The 20,517-nt window shown below is 74.0% G+C and carries 16 protein-coding genes, 2 pseudogenes and 1 riboswitch; of the genes and pseudogenes, 14 read left to right on the forward strand and 4 right to left on the reverse strand.

Features of this window, described 5'->3' with window-relative positions; genetic code table 11:
• The first annotated feature begins 92 nt into the window (after positions 1 to 92).
• The 11 genes from ACZ7EC_RS25725 to ACZ7EC_RS25775 all read left to right on the forward strand — a co-directional run bounded on the left by ACZ7EC_RS25725 (position 93) and on the right by ACZ7EC_RS25775 (position 12,449).
• Positions 93 to 1,250 carry an ABC transporter substrate-binding protein gene (locus ACZ7EC_RS25725; protein WP_471066079.1) on the forward strand — a complete coding sequence of 386 codons (1,158 nt, stop codon included), beginning with the start codon at positions 93 to 95 and terminating at the stop codon, positions 1,248 to 1,250.
• On the forward strand, positions 1,247 to 2,146 hold the full coding sequence (locus ACZ7EC_RS25730; RefSeq protein WP_471066081.1) for an ABC transporter permease: 900 nt from the start codon (positions 1,247 to 1,249) through the stop codon (positions 2,144 to 2,146). Before ACZ7EC_RS25725 ends, ACZ7EC_RS25730 begins: the two co-directional genes overlap by 4 nt.
• Entirely contained in the window at positions 2,131 to 2,949 is an 819-nt protein-coding gene (locus ACZ7EC_RS25735; protein ID WP_471066083.1) for an ABC transporter permease, read from the forward strand. The genes ACZ7EC_RS25730 and ACZ7EC_RS25735 overlap by 16 nt, the downstream gene beginning before the upstream one ends.
• 10 nt (positions 2,950 to 2,959) lie before the next feature.
• Complete coding sequence (locus tag ACZ7EC_RS25740; protein ID WP_471066085.1) at positions 2,960 to 4,054, forward strand: ABC transporter ATP-binding protein; 1,095 nt, start codon at positions 2,960 to 2,962, stop codon at positions 4,052 to 4,054.
• Positions 4,051 to 5,520 carry an HAD-IA family hydrolase gene (locus ACZ7EC_RS25745; protein WP_471066087.1) on the forward strand — a complete coding sequence of 490 codons (1,470 nt, stop codon included), beginning with the start codon at positions 4,051 to 4,053 and terminating at the stop codon, positions 5,518 to 5,520. Before ACZ7EC_RS25740 ends, ACZ7EC_RS25745 begins: the two co-directional genes overlap by 4 nt.
• Positions 5,521 to 5,615: 95 nt before the next feature.
• Complete coding sequence (locus ACZ7EC_RS25750; RefSeq protein WP_471066089.1) at positions 5,616 to 8,108, forward strand: sensor histidine kinase; 2,493 nt, start codon at positions 5,616 to 5,618, stop codon at positions 8,106 to 8,108.
• Between the two features lie 7 nt (positions 8,109 to 8,115).
• Entirely contained in the window at positions 8,116 to 8,535 is a 420-nt protein-coding gene (locus tag ACZ7EC_RS25755; protein WP_471066207.1) for a roadblock/LC7 domain-containing protein, read from the forward strand.
• Between the two features lie 7 nt (positions 8,536 to 8,542).
• Complete coding sequence (locus tag ACZ7EC_RS25760; RefSeq protein ID WP_471066091.1) at positions 8,543 to 8,926, forward strand: DUF742 domain-containing protein; 384 nt, start codon at positions 8,543 to 8,545, stop codon at positions 8,924 to 8,926.
• 104 nt (positions 8,927 to 9,030) lie between these two features.
• A complete protein-coding gene (locus ACZ7EC_RS25765; RefSeq protein WP_471066092.1) occupies positions 9,031 to 9,696 on the forward strand; it encodes a DUF4232 domain-containing protein in 666 nt (221 codons plus the stop codon).
• A gap of 207 nt (positions 9,697 to 9,903) precedes the next feature.
• On the forward strand, positions 9,904 to 10,692 hold the full coding sequence (locus ACZ7EC_RS25770; protein WP_471066094.1) for a carbon-nitrogen hydrolase family protein: 789 nt from the start codon (positions 9,904 to 9,906) through the stop codon (positions 10,690 to 10,692).
• 59 nt (positions 10,693 to 10,751) lie between these two features.
• On the forward strand, positions 10,752 to 12,449 hold the full coding sequence (locus ACZ7EC_RS25775; protein ID WP_471066096.1) for a flavin monoamine oxidase family protein: 1,698 nt from the start codon (positions 10,752 to 10,754) through the stop codon (positions 12,447 to 12,449).
• Positions 12,450 to 12,488: 39 nt separating this feature from the next.
• Here ACZ7EC_RS25775 and ACZ7EC_RS25780 read toward each other — a convergent pair whose 3' ends face one another.
• The 3 genes from ACZ7EC_RS25780 to ACZ7EC_RS25790 all read right to left on the reverse strand — a co-directional run bounded on the left by ACZ7EC_RS25780 (position 12,489) and on the right by ACZ7EC_RS25790 (position 15,644).
• Positions 12,489 to 13,418 carry an LLM class F420-dependent oxidoreductase gene (locus ACZ7EC_RS25780; protein ID WP_471066098.1) on the reverse strand — a complete coding sequence of 310 codons (930 nt, stop codon included), beginning with the start codon at positions 13,416 to 13,418 and terminating at the stop codon, positions 12,489 to 12,491.
• Positions 13,419 to 13,446: 28 nt separating this feature from the next.
• On the reverse strand, positions 13,447 to 14,151 hold the full coding sequence (locus ACZ7EC_RS25785; RefSeq protein WP_471066100.1) for a DUF5995 family protein: 705 nt from the start codon (positions 14,149 to 14,151) through the stop codon (positions 13,447 to 13,449).
• Positions 14,152 to 14,252: 101 nt separating this feature from the next.
• Entirely contained in the window at positions 14,253 to 15,644 is a 1,392-nt protein-coding gene (locus ACZ7EC_RS25790) for a uracil-xanthine permease family protein (protein ID WP_471066102.1), read from the reverse strand.
• Positions 15,645 to 15,852: 208 nt separating this feature from the next.
• Here ACZ7EC_RS25790 and ACZ7EC_RS25795 point away from each other — a divergent pair, with 208 nt between their 5' ends.
• Complete coding sequence (locus ACZ7EC_RS25795; RefSeq protein WP_471066104.1) at positions 15,853 to 16,311, forward strand: acyl-CoA thioesterase; 459 nt, start codon at positions 15,853 to 15,855, stop codon at positions 16,309 to 16,311.
• Here the strand turns inward: ACZ7EC_RS25795 and ACZ7EC_RS25800 are convergent.
• Positions 16,271 to 17,473 (reverse strand): MFS transporter, encoded by a 1,203-nt coding sequence (locus ACZ7EC_RS25800; RefSeq protein WP_471066106.1) that lies wholly within the window; start codon positions 17,471 to 17,473, stop codon positions 16,271 to 16,273. The two genes, ACZ7EC_RS25795 and ACZ7EC_RS25800, sit on opposite strands and share 41 nt — an antisense overlap.
• Positions 17,474 to 17,761: 288 nt before the next feature.
• Here ACZ7EC_RS25800 and ACZ7EC_RS25805 point away from each other — a divergent pair.
• Together ACZ7EC_RS25805 and ACZ7EC_RS25810 are read left to right on the forward strand one after the other, a co-directional pair.
• Positions 17,762 to 18,682: pseudogene (locus ACZ7EC_RS25805) on the forward strand (ROK family transcriptional regulator); the annotation flags it as partial.
• An 834-nt stretch (positions 18,683 to 19,516) separates the two neighbouring features.
• Positions 19,517 to 19,807, forward strand: a pseudogene (locus tag ACZ7EC_RS25810) (ROK family protein); the annotation flags it as partial.
• A gap of 522 nt (positions 19,808 to 20,329) precedes the next feature.
• A riboswitch (FMN riboswitch) is annotated at positions 20,330 to 20,460 on the forward strand.
• Positions 20,461 to 20,517: the final 57 nt, after the last annotated feature.

The raw sequence follows: 20,517 nt of genomic DNA on the forward strand, positions 1-20,517 counted from the left end.
GGCGTACTGAGGCCGACTTGTTCAGACAAGTTTGTCGAGCGGGTCCACAAACCCCCGTAGCACCCCGCCCCTGTGCTTCCCCTGGAGAGACCGTGAAGTTGTCCCTGCCGAGAAACGCCGTGTCCGGCGGCTCCCTCGCCGTCGTCGCCGCGCTCGCGCTGAGCGCCTGCAGCGCCGCCCCCGACAACGCGTCGACCACCAAGGACGGCAAGAGCGCCGCCACCGCCACCTCCGCGGCCGACTTCGGTGGCATGGACGCCCTGGTCAAGGCGGCCAGGAAGGAAGGGTCGCTGCACATCATCGCGGTGCCCCGCGACTGGGCCGACTACGGCGCGATCATCGACGCCTTCCAGAAGAAGTACGGCATCAAGATCCAGGACGAGAGCCCCGACGGCTCCAGCCAGGACGAGATCAACGCCGTCACCTCCCGCAAGGGCCAGGACCGCGCCCCCGACGTCCTCGACCTCGGCAGCTCCTTCGCGCTCAGCGCCGCCCAGCAGGGCCTGCTCGCCCCCTACAAGGTGACCGCCTTCGGCGACATCCCGGCCGGCCAGAAGGACCCGCAGGCCCGCTGGTACAACGACTACGGCGGCTACATCTCCATCGGCTGCGACGCGCGGCGCGTCAAGGAGTGCCCGACCACCTTCAAGGACCTGCTCAAGCCCCGGTACAAGGGCCAGGTCGCGCTGAACGGCAACCCCACCAAGTCCGGCTCGGCCTTCGGCGGCGTCTACGCGGCGGCGCTCGCGAACGGCGGCTCCTTCGACGACATCCAGCCCGGCCTGGATTTCTTCGCCGAGCTGAGGAAGAACGGCAACTACACGCCGGTCGAGTCCACCCCGGCCACCGTGGAGAAGGGCGAGACCCCGATCTCCATCGACTGGGACTACCTGAACGCCGGGTACGCCGACGAGTTCAGGTCCAAGGGCCTCGACTGGAAGGTCGCCGTCCCGAGCGACGGCCAGTACGCCCAGTACTACTCCCAGGCCATCACCAAGGACGCCCCGCACCCCGCGGCCGCCCGCCTGTGGCAGGAGTTCCTGTACAGCGCCGAAGGCCAGAACCTGTGGCTCAGGGGATACGCCCGCCCGGCCCTGATGACCTCCATGGAGTCGGCCGGCACCCTCGACAAGGCGGCCGCCGCCAAGCTGCCCAAGGTCACAGGGACGGCGTCCTTCCCGACCGAGGCCGAGCAGGGCAAGGCCAAGACGGCCATCGCCCAGGGCTGGGGCAAGGCCGTCTCCGGATGACCACCACCCTCACCCGTACGGACGTGGTGCCCGCCGCTTCGGCGAAGCGGCGGCGCCGCGCCCCCGGCTGGGCGGCCGTGCTGCCGCTGCTGGTCTTCACCGCCATCGCCTTCGGCCTGCCCGCCCTCGCGATCCTCGACGGCGCCTTCACCGCGAAGGACCCCGCCACCGGCGCCACTTCCTACACCGTCGCCAACCTGACGGCCTCGCTGCACGGCGCGTACCTCACCGCGCTGCTCGGCAGCGTCAAGCTGTCCGCGGTTTCCGCCGTGCTCGGCGCCCTGTTCGGGCTGCCCCTCGCCCAGGCCGTGGCGAGCTCCCGCTCCCGCGCGCTGCGCGAGGCCGTGCTGACCGCCTCCGGGGTGCTCGCCAACTTCGGCGGCGTCCCGCTCGCCTTCGCCTTCGTCGCCACCCTCGGCAACGCGGGCGTGCTCACCCTGCACCTCGGTCTCAAGGACAGCGGCTGGGACCTGTACAGCTTCTGGGGCCTGGTCCTCGTGTACCTGTACTTCCTCATCCCGCTGATGGTCCTCACCATCACCCCCGCCCTCGACGGGCTGCGCGCCCAGTGGCGGGAGGCCGCGCTGAACAACGGCGCCACCGGTGTGCAGTACTGGCGGCACGTGGCCCTGCCCGTGCTCGCGCCCTCCCTGCTCGGCGGATTCGTGCTGCTGTTCGGCAGCGCCTTCGCCGCCTACGCCACCGCCGCCGCGATGGTCGGCAGCGCGGTCCCGCTGGTCACCCTCCAGATCGCCGACGCCCTGTCCGGCAACGTCCTGGTCGGGCAGGAGAACGTCGCCCTCGCCCTCAGCCTCGACATGGTCCTGGTGGCCGGCCTGGTGATGGCCGTGTACCTCCCCCTGCAACGCCGGAGCGCCCGATGGCTCGACGCCTGACCCCCTGGCGGTGGGCCGTCCTCGGCCTCGCCGCCCTGTACTTCCTGGTCCCGCTCGCCGCCTCCGTGGTCTTCACGGTGGACGAGCCCGACGGCATCGGCTTCGACGCCTACACCAGGATCCTGTCCACCGGCGGCTTCGCCTCCAGCCTGCTGCTGTCGCTGGAGCTGGCCGGGGCCACCATCGTGGTCGTGCTGCTGCTGATGGTGCCCGCCGTGGTCGCCCTGCGGCTCGGCGCCCCCCGGCTGCGACCGGTGGTGGAGGTGGTCTGCTCGCTGCCGCTGGTGGTGCCGCCCATCGCGTTCGTCGCCGGCATCGTCACCGTGCTCAAGTGGGGCCCGGACCATTTGTCCCGGACCCCCCTGTTCCAGACCTTCGTGGCGATCCAGAACCCCGGTTTCCCGGTCGTCCTGGTCCTCGCCTACGTCGTGATGGCACTGCCCTTCGTGTACCGGGCGCTGGACGCGGGCCTGCGCGCCATCGACGTACGCACCCTGGTGGAGGCCGCCCGCAGCTGCGGCGCCTCCTGGCCCAAGGCGCTGGTGCGGGCCGTACTGCCCAATCTGCGCGGGGCGCTGCTGAACGCGGCCTTCCTCACGCTGGCGCTGGTCCTCGGCGAGTTCACCGTCGCCCAGCTGCTCGGCTACCAGCCCTTCGCCGTGTGGATCTACAACGTCGGCGGCGACCAGGCCCAGATGTCCGTGGCCGTGTCCGTGCTCAGCCTGCTCGTCACCTGGGCCCTGCTCCTCGCGCTCGCCGGCGTCGGCGGCGGACGCGACCGAACCGCTCCTTCACGGGGATGACCAACACACCATGACCGTCACCACACTTGAGAAGCCCGCCACCGAGCAGGCCGCGACCGTCGAATTCCGGGGCCTGCGCCGCGAGTTCGGAGCCACCGTCGCCCTCGACGGGCTCGACCTCGCCGTCCGCCCCGGCGAATTCCTGGCCCTGCTCGGCCCCTCCGGCTGCGGCAAGACCACCGCCCTGCGCATGCTCGCCGGGTTCGAACACCCCGACTCCGGCGCGGTACTGGTCGACGGCCGGGACATCACCGGGATGCCGGCCCACCGCCGCGACGCCGGGATGGTCTTCCAGTCGTACAGCCTCTTCCCGCATCTGAACGCCGTGGACAACGTGGCCTTCGGACTGCGGATGCGGGGCGTCCGGGCGGCAGAACGCCGGGCGAGGGCCGCCGAGTTGCTGGAACTGGTCGGCCTCGGCGACAAGGGGGAACGCTTTCCGCACCAGCTCTCCGGCGGCCAGCAGCAGCGCATCGCGCTCGCCCGCGCCCTCGCCCTGCGCCCCCGCGTACTGCTGCTCGACGAGCCGCTGTCCGCGCTGGACGCCAAGGTCCGGCTGAGCCTGCGCGAGGAGATCCGCCGGCTCCAGCAGGAACTCGGCATCACCACCCTCTTCGTCACCCACGACCAGGAGGAGGCCCTGTCGATCGCCGACCGGGTCGCCGTGATGCGCGCCGGGCGGCTCGAACAGTGCGCGGAGCCCGCCGAGTTGTACGGCCGCCCCGCCACCGCCTTCGTCGCCGAGTTCGTCGGCACCATGAGCCGGATCCCCGGCGAGCTGAAGGACGGCACCGTCGAGGTGCTCGGGCAGCGCCTGCCCGCCGACGGCGACGCGCCGCACGGCCCGGTGGACGTCCTGGTGCGGCCCGAGAACCTGCGGGTACGCGCCGACGGGCAGGGCGGCGGCCGGGTCGTCGCCACCGCCTTCCTCGGCGCGGTCGTCCGGCTCACCGTCCGGCTCGCCGACGGCACCGAGGCCAAGGCAGACCTGCCCGCGCACGAGGCCGCGGGCCTGGGCGCCGGAGCCGCCGTCAGCGCCTCGCTGCCGGAACGCCCCGTGCTCGTGGCCCCCCGCACCGAGAACCGAGGACAGACATCCCCGTGACCACCCCCCACAACTCCCGACTCCCGCTCCAGGCGGTCCTGTTCGACATGGACGGCACGCTCGTGGACACCGAGCACCTGTGGTGGGAGGCGGTCGCGGCGGTCGCCGGCCGGCCGCTGACCGAGGCCGACCAGCCGGACGTCCTCGGCCGTCCGGTGGAACACACCGCCGACTGGCTCGCCCGCACCACCGGGCGGCCCGCCGCGGACCTCGCCGCCGGACTCCACCGCGCGTTCGCCGACCGGGTCCGCACCGAGATCGTGCCCCGCCCCGGCGCCCTCGCCCTGCTGGACGCGCTCGCCGCCGAGGGCGTCCCGGCCGCGCTGGTCACCGCGTCCCCGCGCGCGGTCGCCGACCTCGTCATCGAGGCCCTCGGCGCACACCGGTTCGCCCTCTCCGTCACGGCCGACGACACCGCCCGCACCAAGCCCGACCCCGAGCCCTACCTCGCCGCCTGCCGCGCCCTCGGCGTCGAGCCGGCCGCCTGCGTGGCCGTCGAGGACACCGCGACCGGCGTGGCCTCCGCCGAGGCCGCCGGGTGCGCCGTGCTCGCCGTGCCCTCCCTCGCCCCGATCGGCGCCGCGCCGGGCCGCACCGTGCGGGACAGCCTCGCCGGGGTCACCGTCGGGGAGCTGACCGCCATGACCGCGCCCGCGCTGACCGTCCTGAGCTGGAACCTGTGGCTCGGCGGCGCGAAGGTCGACGATCACCGGGCCAAGCAGATCAGGGTGATCCGGGACAGCGGCGCCGACGTCGTCGGGCTCCAGGAGACCGCGGGCACCGCCGCCCGCGAACTGGCCGACGCACTCGGCTGGCACCACCACCGGGCCGGCGAGAATCTCGGCATCATCAGCCGCCACCCCATCACCGCCCGCTTCGGCGACCCGGACGTCGGCTTCTACGGCGCCGCGGGCGTCCGCGTCCAGGTCGCCCCCGGCCGCGCGGTCGACGTATGGACCGCGCATCTGCACTACACGCCGTACGGGCCCTACGAGTCCGCCTTCGACGGGCTGCCGGCGGCCGGGCTGATCGCGCACGAGGAACTGCGGCTCGCCCAGCTGCGGGACACGCTGGAGCGGATCGAACAGGCGTCCGAGGCGGGCGTCCCGGTCGTCCTCACCGGCGACTTCAACTGCCCCTCCCACCTGGACTGGCCCGACGTGGCCTGGCCGGTGACCAGGGCCGCCGAGGAGGCGGGGCTCGCCGACGCCTACCGGCAGGCCCATCCCGACCCGGTCGCGGCCCCCGGACACACCTGGTCGCCGATCCACCCGGTGCACGAGGACGGCAGCGGCCGGGCCGAGCCGCAGGACCGGATCGACTATGTGCTGCACCGGGGACTGACCGTCCGGGACGCGCGCACCCTCGTCACCGGGAACCCTCGCCCCTGGCCGGACGTGGCCGGAAACGAGTGGCCCTCCGACCATGCGGCGGTCCTCGTCCGCTGTGCGTTTCCTCTGAGCTGACCTGGGGTTACCGGTGGTCGCCGTTGCGGTTCGAGGTGACCGTCCCGTAGGTTGTGCGGGCTCTCTACTGACTGGTAATACCGGTAGGTCCTCCCATGCGCTGGCCCCTTGGCCGTCCCACCACCGTCCGCACCCGGATCGTGGCGCTCGCGCTCGCACCGGCCGTCGCCCTGATGGCCCTGTGGGGCTTCGCCATGGTGTCCGACACCGCGGAGCTGCGCGCGCTGATCCGGGTCCAGGGGGTGTACCACGACTTCGGCAGCCCCGTGGACACCGCGGTCGGGCAGATCCAGATCGAACGCCGGCTGTCCGCCGCCTACCTGGGTGCCGGCGGCCGGGACGCCGCGGGGGCGGGCCGGCTGCTCGGCCAGCAGCGCCGTACCGACCAGGTGGTCGACGCCATGCGGCGGGCGATCCGCGGCGGCGACCGGAGCCGGCTCACGGCGCGCCAGCGGCAGGCGCTGGACGCCATGGTCACGGCCACCGGCAAGCTGGACGGGCTGCGCCAGCGCGTGCTCACCCGGCGGATCGGCTGGGACCAGGCGGTCGAGCAGTACAGCGCGCTGGTGGAGCCCGCCTTCGATGTGCAGAGCACACTGACCGCGCTCCAGGCCGGCCAGCTCGCCCGCGAGTCCGGGACCGTCGTCGAGCTGGTCCGGGTGCGCGAGTTCGTCTCCCGCGAGGACGCGCTGGTCGCCGGGGCGCGGGCGGCGGGCACCGCGCTGACTCCCGGCCAGTACACCGCGCTCGCCCAGACCATCGAGGACCGGCGCGTCTTCCAGCGGACCTATGTGCCCGACCTGCCGGCCGACTCGCGGGCCCTGTTCGAGACGTTCCAGAAGGGCGCCCTGTACCGCTCCCTGAACCAGAGCGAGGAAGCGCTGCTGCGGGCCGGGGCGGGCGGGGCGGCGCAGGCGGTCGCGGCGGACAGCTGGCGCTCGACCGTGGACCGGATCGTCCGGCAGTACCGCGACCTGTGCGCCGCGGCGGCCGGCGACTCCGCCGCGCGCGGCCGGGCGTTCGCCTACCGGGAGCTGACCCGCGCGGCGGTCGCCGGTGGCGCGGGACTGGTCGTCGCGGGGCTGTCGCTGTGGTTCGCGGTGCGCGGCGCCCGGCGCATCTCGCGCCGCCTGGAGGCCCTGCGGGACGCCGCCGATGTGCTGGCCGCCCGCCAGCTCCCGGACGTGATGCGCCGCCTGAGCGCCGGTGAGGAGGTGGACGCGGCGGCCGAGGCGCCGCCGCTCGCCGCCGCCGGGGGCCGCGACGACGAGATCGGGCAGGTGGGGCGGTCCTTCAACACCGCGCGGCTGGCCGCGGTGGAGGCCGCGGTGCGGCAGGCGACGCTGCGCCGGGGGCTGTTCGCGGTGCTGCTCAACATCGCGCGCCGCAACCAGGCGCTGGTGCACCGGCAGTTGAAGCTCGTGGACACGCTGGAGCGGCGCACCGAGGACCCCGACATCCTGCGCGAGCTGTTCCGCATCGACCATCTCACCACCCGGATGCGGCGGCACGCGGAGAGCCTGATCATCCTCTCCGGCTCGGCGCCCGGCCGCCGTTGGCGCCGGCCGGTGCCCATCGCGCAGGTCGTCGCCTCGGCGGTCGGCGAGATCGAGGACTACGCGCGGGTGGTGGTGCCGCCGATGCCGGACACCGGGATCGCGGCGGACGCGGTCGCCGACGTCGTCCACCTCGTCGCCGAACTCCTGGAGAACGCGACGGTGTTCTCGCCGCCGCACACCGAGGTGACGCTGCGCACCGGGCGGGCCGGCGGCGGCTTCGTCCTGGAGATCGACGACCGCGGGCTCGGCCTGGACGCCGAGGCCCGTGCCCACGCCGAGCGCACCCTCACCGACCCGGACGCCTTCGACCCCACCCGCCACGACCGCCTCGGCCTCTACGTCGTCGGCCGCCTCGCCGCCCGCCACGGCATCGACGTCAGCCTCCGGGATTCCCCGTACGGGGGTATGACGGCGGTGGTGCTGCTGCCGGACACGATCCTGGCGGCGACCGGGGGGACGGACACGCCACCGGCGCCCGAGCCGACGGGGGCACTGTCCGGGCCCGGCGGAGTCCGCGTCCCGCTGCCGCCCAGGGAGCACGGCCAGGTACGACCGCTGCCGCCCGGAGAGCACGGCGGGATACGACCGCTGCCGACCCGGCGCAGGAACGATCCTGCAAGGAGCGTCGCGGCGGCATCCGGACCCCCGCCCGCCGACGCCCCCGCACCCGCCCAGCTCCCACCCCTGCCCGCGAGGCGCCCCACCACCCACGAGGCCGACGCGCCGCACGAGGCCGACGCCCCGGACGAGAGCGGCGCCCCGCACGACGTCCCCGTCCCCGCCCTCCCCACCCGCGTCCGTCAGGCCTCCCTCGCCCGGCAGTTGCGGGCGGAGCCGCCGGAGCAGGCGGAGAGCGGGCGGCGGGAGGTGGACGCCGAGGAGATGCGGGCGATCTTCGGGGCCTTCCAGCGGGGGCTGGAGCAGGGGCGCAAGGGGATGCCCGCGCGGCCCGGCGCCGGCGCCGACGACACCGTGAACACCGTGAACACCCATGTCGACGAAGGGACGGACACCGACGATGCGCGGTGACGACCAGATGCGTGACCGGCCCGCCGCACCCCCCGGAACCCCCGGCACGGACCTCGGCTGGCTGCTGGACGACCTCGTGGCGCGCACCGACCACGTCCGCCAGGCCGTGCTGCTCACCGCCGACGGCCTCGCGCTGAGCAGCTCCGAGGGCATGCCCCGGCAGGACATCGAGCACCTGGCCGCCGTCTGCTCCGCCTTCCACGGCCTCGCCCGCTCCGCGGGGGAGCGGTTCGCCGCCGGCCGGGTGCGCCAGACCATGGTGATGCTGGACGACGCCTACCTGTTCATCACCCCGGCCGGGCACGGCAGCCGGCTCGCCGTGCTCAGCGAGGCCGGCACCGACGTCGGCCAACTCGCCCACGAGATGGCCCTGCTGGTCCGCCGCCTCGGCAGCCACCTGGACGCGGCAGCCCGTGCCACCCCATGATCCCGCCGTGAGCGACGAGCACTGGTACGAGGACGAGACCGGGTCGATGGTGCGGCCGTACACCGTGACCCGAGGCCGTACCCGGCCCTCGGACCGGTATTCCATCGACCTGATGTCGCGGGTCGGCGCCCTGGAGGCGGCGGACGCCGCGGCGGCCGGCGTCGATCACGCGAGCGCCGCCCTGCTGGACCTGGTACGGCGCGGCCCGCGCCCGGTCGCCGAGCTGGCCGCCGACGCAGACCTGCCCCTGACCGTGGTGCGGGTGCTGCTCGGCGACCTGGCCGAGGCGGGCCTCGTCCGCATCACCGCGCCCCGCCGCGACCCGGACGGCGGGCCCACCGCCGATCCCGGACTACTGCGGGAGATCGTCGACCGGCTGCGCGACCTCTAGGGTCTTTGTCACAGCCATGTAGGGGACCGGTGCGGGCCGGAACCCCCGCTCCACCCCGCCTGTCTCAGAGAACAGCACGTCAGCCGTACCTCCTAAGGGGAAACATGCGCGTCCAGAAGATCTCGCTGCTCGCCGTCGCAGTCGCCGCGGGCCTCTCGCTCACCGCGTGCGGGAGCAGCGGCGGCAACTCCGGCGGCAGCGGCTCCTCCTCGCCGGGCAGCACCGCCTCGGACACCTCGGGCACCCAGGGCTCCGGCGGCAGCGGCGGCTCGACGGGCTCCACCGGCGCGACGGGCTCCACGGGCTCCGGCTCCACCGGCCGCAACGGCGGCCAGTCCGGCTCCCCGCACGGCCCCACCGGCTCCGGCCGCGCGTCCGGCGCCGGCTGCACCACCGCCCACCTCTCCTTCAGCACCTCCGGCGGCATGGGCGAGGGCGAGCTGATCGTCAACATGAAGAACACCGGATCGGCCGACTGCACCCTGCACGGCTTTCCAGGTGTCGACCTGAAGGGCAAGGACGGCACGGTCAGCGCCTCCCGCAGCAAGCTCGCCGCCCCCACCGTCACCCTCCAGCCGGGTGCCGAGACCCGCTTCACCCTGCACTATCCGCCGAACAACTCCGGCGGCTCCGGCGAGACCTTCACCCAGCTCGTCGTCACCCCGCCGAACGAGACCCACTCCACGACCCTGAACGCCGGCATCAACGTCCCCGTCACCGAGAGCGGCGGCCCCGGCATCACCGTCGACCCGGTCGGCACCGGCAAGTAGCGCGGGCCCCGACACGCACCGGGGGGCGCCCGCACAGCGCCCCCGGACCGCACCCCGCCGCGGGCACGCAACGAATCGCCGCCGAACGCCCCGCGCACGCAACGAACCGCGCACCGGCGCGCAACGGCTGCTCCTTGTCCCGCCGCGCGCGCCGACCGTACCGTCTATCTGACCCCGAACCCCTTCCGTGACCGGTGAGGTAGACGCATGCGCACCGCCCTGCTCCAGAGCTCCGGCCGCCCCGGCTCCGTCGCCGAGAACCTCCGGGTTCTGGACGAGGCCGCGGGCCGGGCCGCGGCCGCGGGCGCCGCGCTGCTGACCGCGCCCGAGATGTTCCTCACCGGCTACGCGGTCGGCGACGACATCGGCCGCCTCGCCGAGCCCGCCGACGGCGCCTGCGCCGCCGCGATCGCCGAGACCGCCGTCCGGCACGGCCTCGCCATCGCCTACGGCTACCCCGAGCGCGACGGCGGCACCGTCTACAACTCCGCTCAGCTGATCTCCGCCGACGGCACCCGGCTCGCGAACTACCGCAAGACCCATCTCTTCGGCTGCTTCGAGCGCGACCACTTCACGCCGGGCGAGCACCAGGTCGTCCAGGCCGAGCTGAACGGCCTCACCATCGGCCTGCTGATCTGCTACGACGTCGAGTTCCCGGAGAACGTCCGGGCCCACGCGCTGGCCGGCACCGACCTGCTGCTGGTCCCGACCGCGCAGATGCACCCGTACCAGTTCGTCGCCGAGTCGATGATCCCGGTGCGCGCCTTCGAGAACCAGATGTACGTCGCGTACGTCAACCGGGTCGGACAGGAAGGTGAGTTCGAGTTCGTCGGCCTCTCCGTCCTCGCCGGCCCCGACGGCGTCGCCCGGACCCGTGCGGGCCGCGCCGAGCAGCTGGTGTTCGCCGACGCCGACCCGGCCTTCCTGGCGGCCTCCCGCGCGGCCAACCCCTACCTGGCGGACCGCCGTCCGGGCCTGTACGGCCCGTTGACCTGACGCTCCGTCAACTTGCCTGACTTCACCTTCAGTTCTTCCGTGCAAGGAGTCCGTACCCCATGACGTCCACGGTGCCCACCGCCGTCGAGCACACCGACGGGCAGCAGCCGCCGATCACCATGTTCGGCCCGGACTTCCCCTACGCCTACGACGACTACCTCGCCCACCCGGCGGGCCTCGGCCAGATCCCGGCGACCGAGCACGGCACCGAGGTCGCCGTCATCGGCGGCGGTCTCTCCGGTGTCGTCGCCGCCTACGAACTGATGAAGATGGGCCTCAAGCCCGTCGTCTACGAGGCCGACCAGCTCGGCGGCCGGCTGCGCACCGTCGGCTTCGAGGGCTGCGACGAGGAACTGAACTGCGAGCTGGGCGCGATGCGCTTCCCGCCCTCCTCCACCGCCCTCCAGCACTACATCGACCTGGTCGGCCTCACCACCCGGCCGTTCCCCAACCCGCTGGCCGAGGCGACCCCGTCGACCGTCGTGGACCTCAAGGGCGAGTCGCACTACGCCGTCACCGTCGACGACCTGCCCCAGGTGTACCGGGACGTCGCCGACGCCTGGAACAGGTGCCTCGAAGAGGGCGCCGACTTCTCCGACATGAACCGCGCCATGCGCGAGCGGGACGTGCCGCGCATCCGCGAGATCTGGGCGAAGCTGGTCGAGAAGCTCGACAACCAGACCTTCTACGGCTTCCTCTGCGACTCCGAGGCATTCAAGTCCTTCCGGCACCGCGAGATCTTCGGCCAGGTCGGCTTCGGCACCGGCGGCTGGGACACCGACTTCCCGAACTCCATCCTGGAGATCCTGCGCGTCGTCTACACCGAGGCCGACGACCACCACCGCGGCATCGTCGGCGGCTCCCAGCAGCTGCCGCTGCGCCTGTGGGAGCGCGAGCCGGAGAAGATCGTCCACTGGCCCTACGGCACCTCGCTCGGCTCCCTGCACGCGAACGGCGAGCCGCGCCCGGCCGTGACCCGGCTGCACCGCACCGCCGGCAACCAGATCACCGTGACGGATGCGGACGGCGACATCCGCACCTACAAGGCGGCGATCTTCACCGCCCAGTCCTGGATGCTGCTGTCCAAGATCGCCTGCGATGACTCGCTGTTCCCGATCGACCACTGGACCGCGATCGAGCGCACCCACTACATGGAGTCCAGCAAGCTGTTCGTCCCCGTGGACCGGCCGTTCTGGCTGGACAAGGACGAGCGGACCGGCCGGGACGTCATGTCGATGACCCTCACCGACCGGATGACACGCGGGACCTACCTGCTCGACGACGGTCCGGACAAGCCCGCCGTGATCTGCCTGTCGTACACCTGGTGCGACGACAGCCTGAAGTGGCTGCCGCTGTCCGCGCACGAGCGGATGGAGGTCATGCTGAACTCGCTCGGCGAGATCTACCCGAACGTCGACATCCGCAAGCACATCATCGGCAACCCGGTGACCGTCTCCTGGGAGAACGAGCCCTACTTCATGGGCGCGTTCAAGGCCAACCTGCCCGGCCACTACCGCTACCAGCGGCGCCTGTTCACGCACTTCATGCAGGACCGGCTGCCCGCCGACAAGCGGGGCATCTTCCTCGCCGGCGACGACATCTCCTGGACGGCCGGCTGGGCCGAGGGCGCCGTCCAGACCGCGCTGAACGCGGTCTGGGGCGTCATGCGTCACTTCGGCGGCGAGACCGACCCGACCAATCCCGGTCCGGGCGACGTCTACGACGAGATCGCCCCGGTGGAGCTGCCGGAGGACTGACCGGGCAGGAGCCCGAGGCGGCGGGGCGCGGGCGGCCGGTCAGACGCGGGCCGCCCGCGCCTTCTCGAACACCTCGGCGGCGACGTCCGTCAGCTCCGCCGCGTCCCGCGCGGTGCCCTGGAGGTCGAGCAGGATCTCCGGCAGGCCGATCTCCGCGTACTCCACCAGGTCCCGCACGATCTGGTCGGTGCTGCCCTGGAAGGGGCGGCGGTCGCCGCCCTCGTACGGCGTGCGGCACAGCTCGGCGTTCACCCGCAGCACCGTGCGGATCGGCGCCGTACGGCCCCGCTCCTCGGCCAGCTCGCGCAGCCGCTGCCACTGCTCGGCCACCCGAGCGCCGCCCATGGCCACCGGCAGCCAGCCGTCGGCCTTGTCGATCAGACGCTCCCAGGAGCGCCGGTTGCCCGCGGCCAGCAGGATCGGGATCGGGCGGGCCGGCTTGGGCCCGACCACGGCCGGGGCGATCCTGGCCAGGGGGCCGTCGTGGACGACCGGGTCCGGGCCCCACACCGCCCGGCACACGTCGATGATCTCGTCCAGCACCGCCCCGCGCTCAGCGAAGGGACGCACGCCCGAGGCCGCGTACTCGTCCAGCGACCAGCCGGTGCCGAGGCCCGCCAGCACCCGGCCGCCGCTCGCCGCGTCGAGCGAGGCCAGCGCCCTGGCCAGCTGGAACGGCAGATGCAGCGGCGCCACCAGCACGCTGGTGCCCAGCTCCGCGCGCTCGGTGGCCGCCGCGGCCAGGGTGAGGGTGACCAGCGGCTCCGCCACCGACCGGTACTGGTCGGGCCAGGGCAGGCCGTCGATGCCGTACAGGCCCTGGGTGGCGGGCTCCGGGAACAGGGCCCGTTCGAAGACCCACAGGCTGTCGTAGCCGATCCGCTCGGCGGCGCGGGCCACCGCCGGGACGTCCTTGCCGATCGAGAACTGCCGCATCTGGGGAAGACCGAGTCCGAGGCGGGTCGCCATGCCGTAGCTCCTTCGTAGCCGGGTTCTTTCAGCGCGTGAGCGGCGTCAGCAGCATCCTGCCCGCGAATCCCACCGCCGCGTCCAGCCGTACGGCGAATTCCCCGGCGATGTCCGGGCTGTGCCGCAGCGCCCACAGGGCCCGCGCCGCCGCCCAGGCCGCGTCGCGGGCGCGCTCCAGGCTCCAGGCGCTCAGCAGATGGGTGAGCGGGTCGGCGAGCTGGAGCAGGTCGGGGCCCGGCATCAGATCCTCGCGGACCCGTTCCTCCAGGGCCGTGAGGATCTCGCCGACCTGGTCGAACTCGTCGGCCAGGTCGGCGGGTTCGCAGCCGACGGTGCGGCAGGCGTCCACCACGGCGAGCGCGAGGTCGTGCCCGATATGGGCGTTGACCCCGGCCAGCGCGAACTGGAGCGGCCGTACATGGGGATGGCGGCGCAGCTGGAACAGCGGCCGCCAGCAGGCGGGCGGTCTCAGCTCCGCCGCGGCGGCGTCGACCGCGGAGAGGTACCGCTCGGCGAAGCGAACGTCGAGCGCCCCGGCCGCCCGCGGATCGGGGAACACCCCGGCGCTCAGGCGGCGGTCGATCTCCTCGGTGACGGTGAGGTACACGCGGTTGAACACGGCGACGCCGTCCCGCGCGGGCAGGACGGCGTCCAGGGCCCGCATCCGGGCGACCACGGTGTCGACGGGGCCGGTGGTGCCGGCGGGGCCGACGACGGAGGACGACTGCGACATGGGGGAAGGGTCGCAGCCCGGAACCGGCCGGGGTGCCGACCGGCCCGGTGCGTCGCCGGAACGGGGGAACGGGTCCGCACGACCCGGTCGGCAAGGGGGGGTTACGGCTGCGCGGGCGGGGAGTCCGGGTCGTAGCTGGAGGTGCCCTCGTCCAGCAGCGGCTGCTGCTTCTTGAGGTGGGCCGGGGCGAAGGCGCGCAGCGCGTGGTAGCCAGTGATGACGACCAGGGTGCCCAGCGCGATACCGCTGAGCGAGAAGTTGCTGGTGAACTTCATGCTGACGTTGCCCACGCCGATGATGATGCCCGCGGCGGCCGGCACCAGGTTGAGCGGATTGCGCAGGTCCACCTTGGCGTTGAGCCAGATCTGCGCGCCGAGCAGGCCGATCATGCCGTAGAGGATGACCGTGATGCCGCCGAGGACTCCGCCCGGAATGGCGGCCACGATCGCGCCGAACTTCGGGCACAGGCCGAACAGCAGCGCGAAGCCGGCCGCCGCCCAGTACGCGGCGGTGGAGTAGACGCGGGTCGCGGCCATCACGCCGATGTTCTCGGAGTAGGTGGTGTTCGGCGGACCGCCCACCGCGGTGGACAGCACGGAGGCGACGCCGTCGGCCGAGATCGCCGTGCCCAGCCTGTCGTCCAGCGGGTCGCCGGTCATCTCGCCGACCGCCTTGACGTGGCCCGCGTTCTCCGCGACCAGCGCGATGACGACCGGCAGCGCGACCAGGATCGCCGACCACTGGAAGGACGGGCCGTGGAAGTGCGGCAGACCGATCCAGTCGGCCTTGGCCACGCCCGAGAGGTCCAGGCGCCAGTGGTCGGTCAGCTTGCCGTCGCCGCCCACGGAGTGGATCTTGCCGAAGATCCGGTCGAAGACCCAGGAGATGCCGTAGCCGAAGACCAGCCCGAGGAAGATCGCGATCCGGGACCAGAAGCCGCGCAGACACACCACCGCGAGCCCGGTGAACAGCATGACGAGCAGCGCCGTCCACTGGTCCTGCGGCCAGTAGGTGGAGGCGGTCACCGGGGCCAGGTTGAAGCCGATCAGCATCACGACCGCGCCGGTCACGATGGGCGGCATGGCCGCGTGGATGATCCGCGCCCCGAACCGCTGCACCGCGAGGCCCACCAGGAACAGCACGACACCGACGCACAGGGTGGCGCCGGTCACCGTGGCACTCGTACCGCCCTGCGCCCGGATGACCGCGGCGACGCCCACGAAGGACAGCGAGCAGCCGAGATAGCTGGGCACCCGGCCGCGGGTGGCGAGCAGGAAGATGACCGTGGCGACGCCGGACATCATGATCGCCAGGTTGGGGTCGAGGCCCATCAGTACCGGCGCCACGAAGGAGGCGCCGAACATCGCGACCACGTGCTGGGCGCCGAGGCCCACCGTCCGGGGCCAGGTCAGCCGTTCGTCGGGCCGTACCACTGCTCCGGGCGCGGGGGTCTTCCCGTCACCGTGCAGTTTCCAGCGCACGCCGAGGTCCATGGTGGGGTTTCGCTTTCTGTGTTGCGTCCGGGCAGCCGAGGGAGCCGGGGGACAGGGGGGTATCCGCACCATTGTCGCTGGTCGTCGGCGCGGTCCGCGCACACCGCCCGCGCGGGGGGTGTCCCCGAGGGCGTGCTGAGCGGTCGCTTAGTATGGAGTGCCGTACCTGCCGGGGACCGTCCCCGGCCCCCTGCCCAGGAGCCCCGCCGTGACCGCCGAAGCCCCCTCCGCGCCCGCCCTCGCCCACGGCCGGCTGATCCCCGTCACCGTCCACTTCGACGACCTCGACGCGCTCGGCCTGCTGCACAACGCCCGCTATCCGCTGCTGGTCGAGCGCGCCTGGACCGAGCTGTGGCACGAGCACGGCATCCGCTTCGACGGCGACTGGGCGGCGGCCGGGGACGCCTGCAACGCGGTGCGCGAACTGCGCATCGGCTACGAGGCGCCCGTCACGAGCCCCGGCCCCTACGCCGTCCACCTGTGGCTGGACCGGCTCGGCACCACCGGGCTGACCTACGGTTTCCGCTTCTGCTCGGCCGACGGCTCCACGACCTACGCGCGGGGCGCGCGGGTGCTGGTGCGCCTCGACGCGACCACCCTGCGCCCGGCCCCCTGGAGCGACGGCTTCAGGGCCGCGGCCCGGGAACTGCTGCGGCCCGCGGACTGACCTCCCGGCCGGCCCCGCGCTCGGCGGAGCGCAGCACGCCCGCGCACCCCGCGAGCCCGCACGCCAGCGCCGTCACCACGCCGAAGGAGACCACCAGGCTGGTCGCCTGCGCCACCCCGCCGATCAGGCTCGGCGCGATCAGCCCCGAGGTGTAGGTGATGGTCGCCACGCCCGCGATGGCCTGACTGGGGTTGGGCCCGGCGTGCCCGGCGGCGGCGAAGCACAGCGGTACGACGACCGCGATGCCGAGCCCCATCAGGGCGAAGCCGCCCATCGCCACCAGCGGCTGCCCGGCGAGGACGACCAGCAGACCGCCGACGACGGCCAGGACACCGCCGGCCCGGACCGTGCGCACCGCGCCGAACCGGTTCACCACCGCGTCCCCGGCGATCCGGGCCACGGCCATCGTCAGCATGAAGGCGGTGGTCGACGCCGCCGCGAGGCCGGCCGAGCTGTCCAGCCGGTCCCGCAGGAACACCGCCGACCAGTCGAGACTCGCGCCCTCCGCGAACACCGCGCAGAAGCCGACCATGCCGATCAGCAGCGCGGAGCGGGGCGGCAGCGCGAACCGGGGCGGCGGCTCCTCGTCCTCGGCGGGCTGTATGTCCGGCACCCGAGTGCAAGAGAGCACACCGAGCACGGTCAGGACGGCCGAGGCCAGCAGGAAGTGGGTGCGCGCGTCGGCGCCGAGATGGGCGGCGAGCGTGCCGACGGCCGAGCCGGCCAGGGCACCCGCGCTCCACATCCCGTGCAGCCCGGACATCACCGACCTGCCGAGCCGCCGCTCGACCTCGACGCCGAGCGCGTTCATCGCCACGTCCGCCATGCCCGCGCAGGCGCCGTAGGTGAACATCGCCAGGCACAGGGCCGGCAGGTTCGGCGCGAGGGAGGGCAGTACGAGGGAGAGGGTCCACAGCGCGATCAGCCCGCGCAGGGCGTTGCGGCTGCCGAAGCGGTGGCTGATCCGCCCCGCGAGCGGCATCGCGCAGGAGGCGCCGAGCGCGGTGAAGGCGAGCGCGAAGCCCAGCCGTCCCGCGCCGAGCGAGGCGTGGTCCTGGATCCAGGGCACGCGGGTCGCGAAGGATCCGGTCACGGCGCCGTGGACGGCGAACACGGCCGCGACGGCGCTCCGCGCGCGCCGCACCTCGCTCAGGTCCTCCATGTCCGCGCTCCTCCCCGCCCGTTGGTGCGCCGTAAACTATCAGGGACCCTGCCTGATAGACAGCGCCGAAATGAGCCGCGAAGCCGCGACGGCCGCCGCCTACGCGCTGGCCGCCCGTCAGCCGTGGCGGCTGGCTCGCGTCGGCTTCTGGTGCCGGTCCGCCGACTGCCGGGGGCCGACCCGCCGAGCGCGGGGCCTGGCCCGCCGACTGCGGGGGCTGGTCCGCCGGCTGCGGGGTCGGGTGGCCGACTGCGTGGGCTGGGTGGCCGATGTGGAAGGATCCCCGCCATGCCCGCATCACCGAGCACCGCCCGGGCCATCAACGACCGCCTGGCGCTGGGGCTCCTCCAGGACCAAGGGCCGCTGACGGCGGGGCAGTTGAAGCAGTTGACCGGGCTGTCCCGGCCGACGGTCGCCGACCTCGTCGAGCGGCTCGGCGCCGCCGGACTGATCACCGTCGTGGGGGAGTCCGGCGCGGCCCGCCGGGGACCGAACGCCCGGCTCTACGGCATCGCCGCCGACCGGGCCCATCTGGCGGCGCTGGATGTGCGCACCGAGGGGGTCGCCGTGCTCGTCGCCGACCTGCTGGGGCGGGTGCTCGCCGAGGCGTCCGTGCCGATCGAGGGGGGCACCGGGACCGGGCCCGCGGTGCAGCGGGTGGTGGCGGCGGTGGCCGACGCCATGGGGAGGGCCGGCGTGGCCGGTCCGCACACGGTCGGCATCGGCGCGCCGGGCCTCATCGACCCGGCCACCGGTGACCTGCGCGACAGCGCGGGCCTGCCCGCCTGGCACCGCAGCCTGGCCGCCGCCCTCCAGACACGGCTGCCCGGTGCCCGCGTCACCGTGGAGAACGAGACCAACCTCGCCGCCCTCGCCGAACAGCGGGAGGGTGCCGCCCGCGACCGCGACACCTTCGTCCTCCTCTGGCTCGGCCACGGCACCGGTGCGGCGGTCGTCCTCGACGGCACCCTGCGCCGCGGTGCCTCCGGCGGCACCGGCGAGATCGGTTTCCTCCCGGTGCCGGGCACGGGCACCCTGCCCTCGGCCACGGACTGCGCGGGCGGCTTCCACGCCCTGGCGGGCGCGGCGGCGATCGTGTCCCTGGCGGCGGAGCACGGCCTGCCGGTACCCCCGGCGGCGGACGGACCGGGGGCGGCGGGGGTGGTGCGGGCAGCGGTGGAACGGGTACGGGCGGAGGTCGGTGGACGGCAGGCGCCGGGCCGGGGACCGGGGCCGGAGGCGCGGGGGCGGGTGTTCGGGGTGGAGCAGCCGGGGCGGGAGCTCCGGGTGGAAGTGCCGGGGCGGGAATCCGGGCGGGAGACGCGGGGGCGGGGGTTCGGTCAGGAGGCGCGGGGCGGGGAGTACGAGGCAGGGGTACGGGGCGGGGAGTTCGGGCCGGAGGCGCGGGAGCGGGGGATTGACTCGGGGGAGCTGGGTCGTGGGGCCGAGCCGGGGGTGCTGGCGCGGGAGGTTGGGCCGGAGGCGCGGGATCGGGAGTTCAGGCCGGAGGAGCCGGGGCCGGGGGTTGAGGCGGAGGGTCTGGTCCGTGGGGCCGAGCCGGGGGCGCTGGCGAGGGAGGTTGGTGTGGAGGTGCGGGGGCGGGGGGTTGAGCCGGGGGAGCTGGTCCGTGCGGCCGAGCCGGGGGTGCCGGCGCGGGAACTCGGGCCGGAGGTACGGGGTCGGGGGTTCGGGCCGGAGGGGCCGGGGCGAGGGGTTGAGGCGGAGGGTCTGGTCCGTGGGGCCGAGCCGGGGGTGCTGGCGCGGGAGGTTGGTGTGGAGGTGCGGGGGCGGGGGGTTGAGCCGGGGGAACTGGTCCGTGGGGCTGAGCCGGGGGCGGTGGCGCGGGAATTCGGGTCGGAGGTACGGGGTCGGGGGTTCGGGCCGGAGGGGTCGGGGCGGAGGGTCGAGCCGGGGGAGCCGGGTCGGGGGGTCGAGCCGGAGATGGCGGGGCCGGGGTCCGAGTCGGAGACCGCGGGGCCGGAGTTCGAGTCGGAGACGGCCGGGCCGGAGTTCGAGTCGGAGACGGCGGGAGCCGGTGCCGAAGGCCGCTTCCTCTCCGCCCTCGCCGACCGTCTCGCCATCGGTGCCGCCTCCGTCGTCGCCGTGCTGGACCCCGGCTGCGTGGTCCTCGGCGGAGAGGTCGGCCGGGCCGGGGGCGACGTCCTCGCCGGGCTGGTGGCGGAGCGGCTGCGCCGGATGTCGCCGCTGCCCACCGAGGTGCGCGCCAGCGGCCTCGGCGGCTCCGCCGTGCTGCGGGGCGCCCTGCTGACGGCCCGCGACCGGGCCCAGGACGAGCTGTGGTCCGCCCCGCTCCGGACGCCCGTCCCGTCGTAGCCGCCGGTGTTCCCGCCCGTCGTCCAACCCGGCCAGGCGGCGGGCGACTTCGGCCACCTCCGCCGGCTGGTCGTACATCCGCGCCGGCAGCGGCATCACGGGCGACCCGGCGAGGACTCCGAGGACCGGCACCCGGCGCACGCCGCGCGCGCCCCGATCAGGCCCCCGCGCCGCCGGTGACCAGGATCGTGGCCAGGCGTTTCCGTGCCTCCGGGCCGGGACGCCCTCACCCGAGAGGACCGGCCGGCCGTCCGGACCCCGGGACACCGCCCCGGTCTGGACCGCTGGCGACCCGGCGGCGGGCAAGGGCCGTCGTCACCGCCGCCGGGCCCGATCGGCACCCTAAAAGGACTAGACCAATAAGGTCAATGGGAGTGGAGGGGGCAACGTGCGCGGTGGGTAGGGGGAGTTGGCCGCGGCTGTCCTGGGGTCCGGGCGCGGGGACACGCGCTGTGAGCGAGCCCACACGGACCCCCTGTCGGCGCGGCCACCCGGCGTGGCACACTGGCCCTGTACCAGAAGCAGCGCACTCCGGGGTCGGTGAAAGTCCGAACCGGCGGTTACAGTCCGCGACCCGGTCGCCTCCAGCGACCGGTTGACCAGGTGAAATTCCTGGACCGACGGTTAAAGTCCGGATGGGAGGCAGTGCGCGGCGGGCGGGCATGCGTTCCGTGTGCGCGCCGCCGTTTCCGGTCTCGTCCGCATCCGGA

The sequence above is a fragment of the Streptomyces sp. NPDC037203 genome (assembly GCF_055605065.1).

Bases quoted from the DNA above. Each gene is read 5' to 3' on its own strand.
- ACZ7EC_RS25790 (WP_471066102.1), bottom strand. From the start codon at position 15,644: ATGGACCTCGGCGTGCGCTGGAAACTGCACGGTGACGGGAAGACCCCC.
- ACZ7EC_RS25735 (WP_471066083.1), top strand. From the start codon at position 2,131: ATGGCTCGACGCCTGACCCCCTGGCGGTGGGCCGTCCTCGGCCTCGCC.
- ACZ7EC_RS25785 (WP_471066100.1), bottom strand. From the start codon at position 14,151: ATGTCGCAGTCGTCCTCCGTCGTCGGCCCCGCCGGCACCACCGGCCCC.
- ACZ7EC_RS25775 (WP_471066096.1), top strand. From the start codon at position 10,752: ATGACGTCCACGGTGCCCACCGCCGTCGAGCACACCGACGGGCAGCAG.
- ACZ7EC_RS25740 (WP_471066085.1), top strand. From the start codon at position 2,960: ATGACCGTCACCACACTTGAGAAGCCCGCCACCGAGCAGGCCGCGACC.
- ACZ7EC_RS25750 (WP_471066089.1), top strand. From the start codon at position 5,616: ATGCGCTGGCCCCTTGGCCGTCCCACCACCGTCCGCACCCGGATCGTG.
- ACZ7EC_RS25770 (WP_471066094.1), top strand. From the start codon at position 9,904: ATGCGCACCGCCCTGCTCCAGAGCTCCGGCCGCCCCGGCTCCGTCGCC.
- ACZ7EC_RS25800 (WP_471066106.1), bottom strand. From the start codon at position 17,473: ATGGAGGACCTGAGCGAGGTGCGGCGCGCGCGGAGCGCCGTCGCGGCC.
- ACZ7EC_RS25755 (WP_471066207.1), top strand. From the start codon at position 8,116: ATGCGTGACCGGCCCGCCGCACCCCCCGGAACCCCCGGCACGGACCTC.
- ACZ7EC_RS25730 (WP_471066081.1), top strand. From the start codon at position 1,247: ATGACCACCACCCTCACCCGTACGGACGTGGTGCCCGCCGCTTCGGCG.
- ACZ7EC_RS25780 (WP_471066098.1), bottom strand. From the start codon at position 13,418: ATGGCGACCCGCCTCGGACTCGGTCTTCCCCAGATGCGGCAGTTCTCG.
- ACZ7EC_RS25765 (WP_471066092.1), top strand. From the start codon at position 9,031: ATGCGCGTCCAGAAGATCTCGCTGCTCGCCGTCGCAGTCGCCGCGGGC.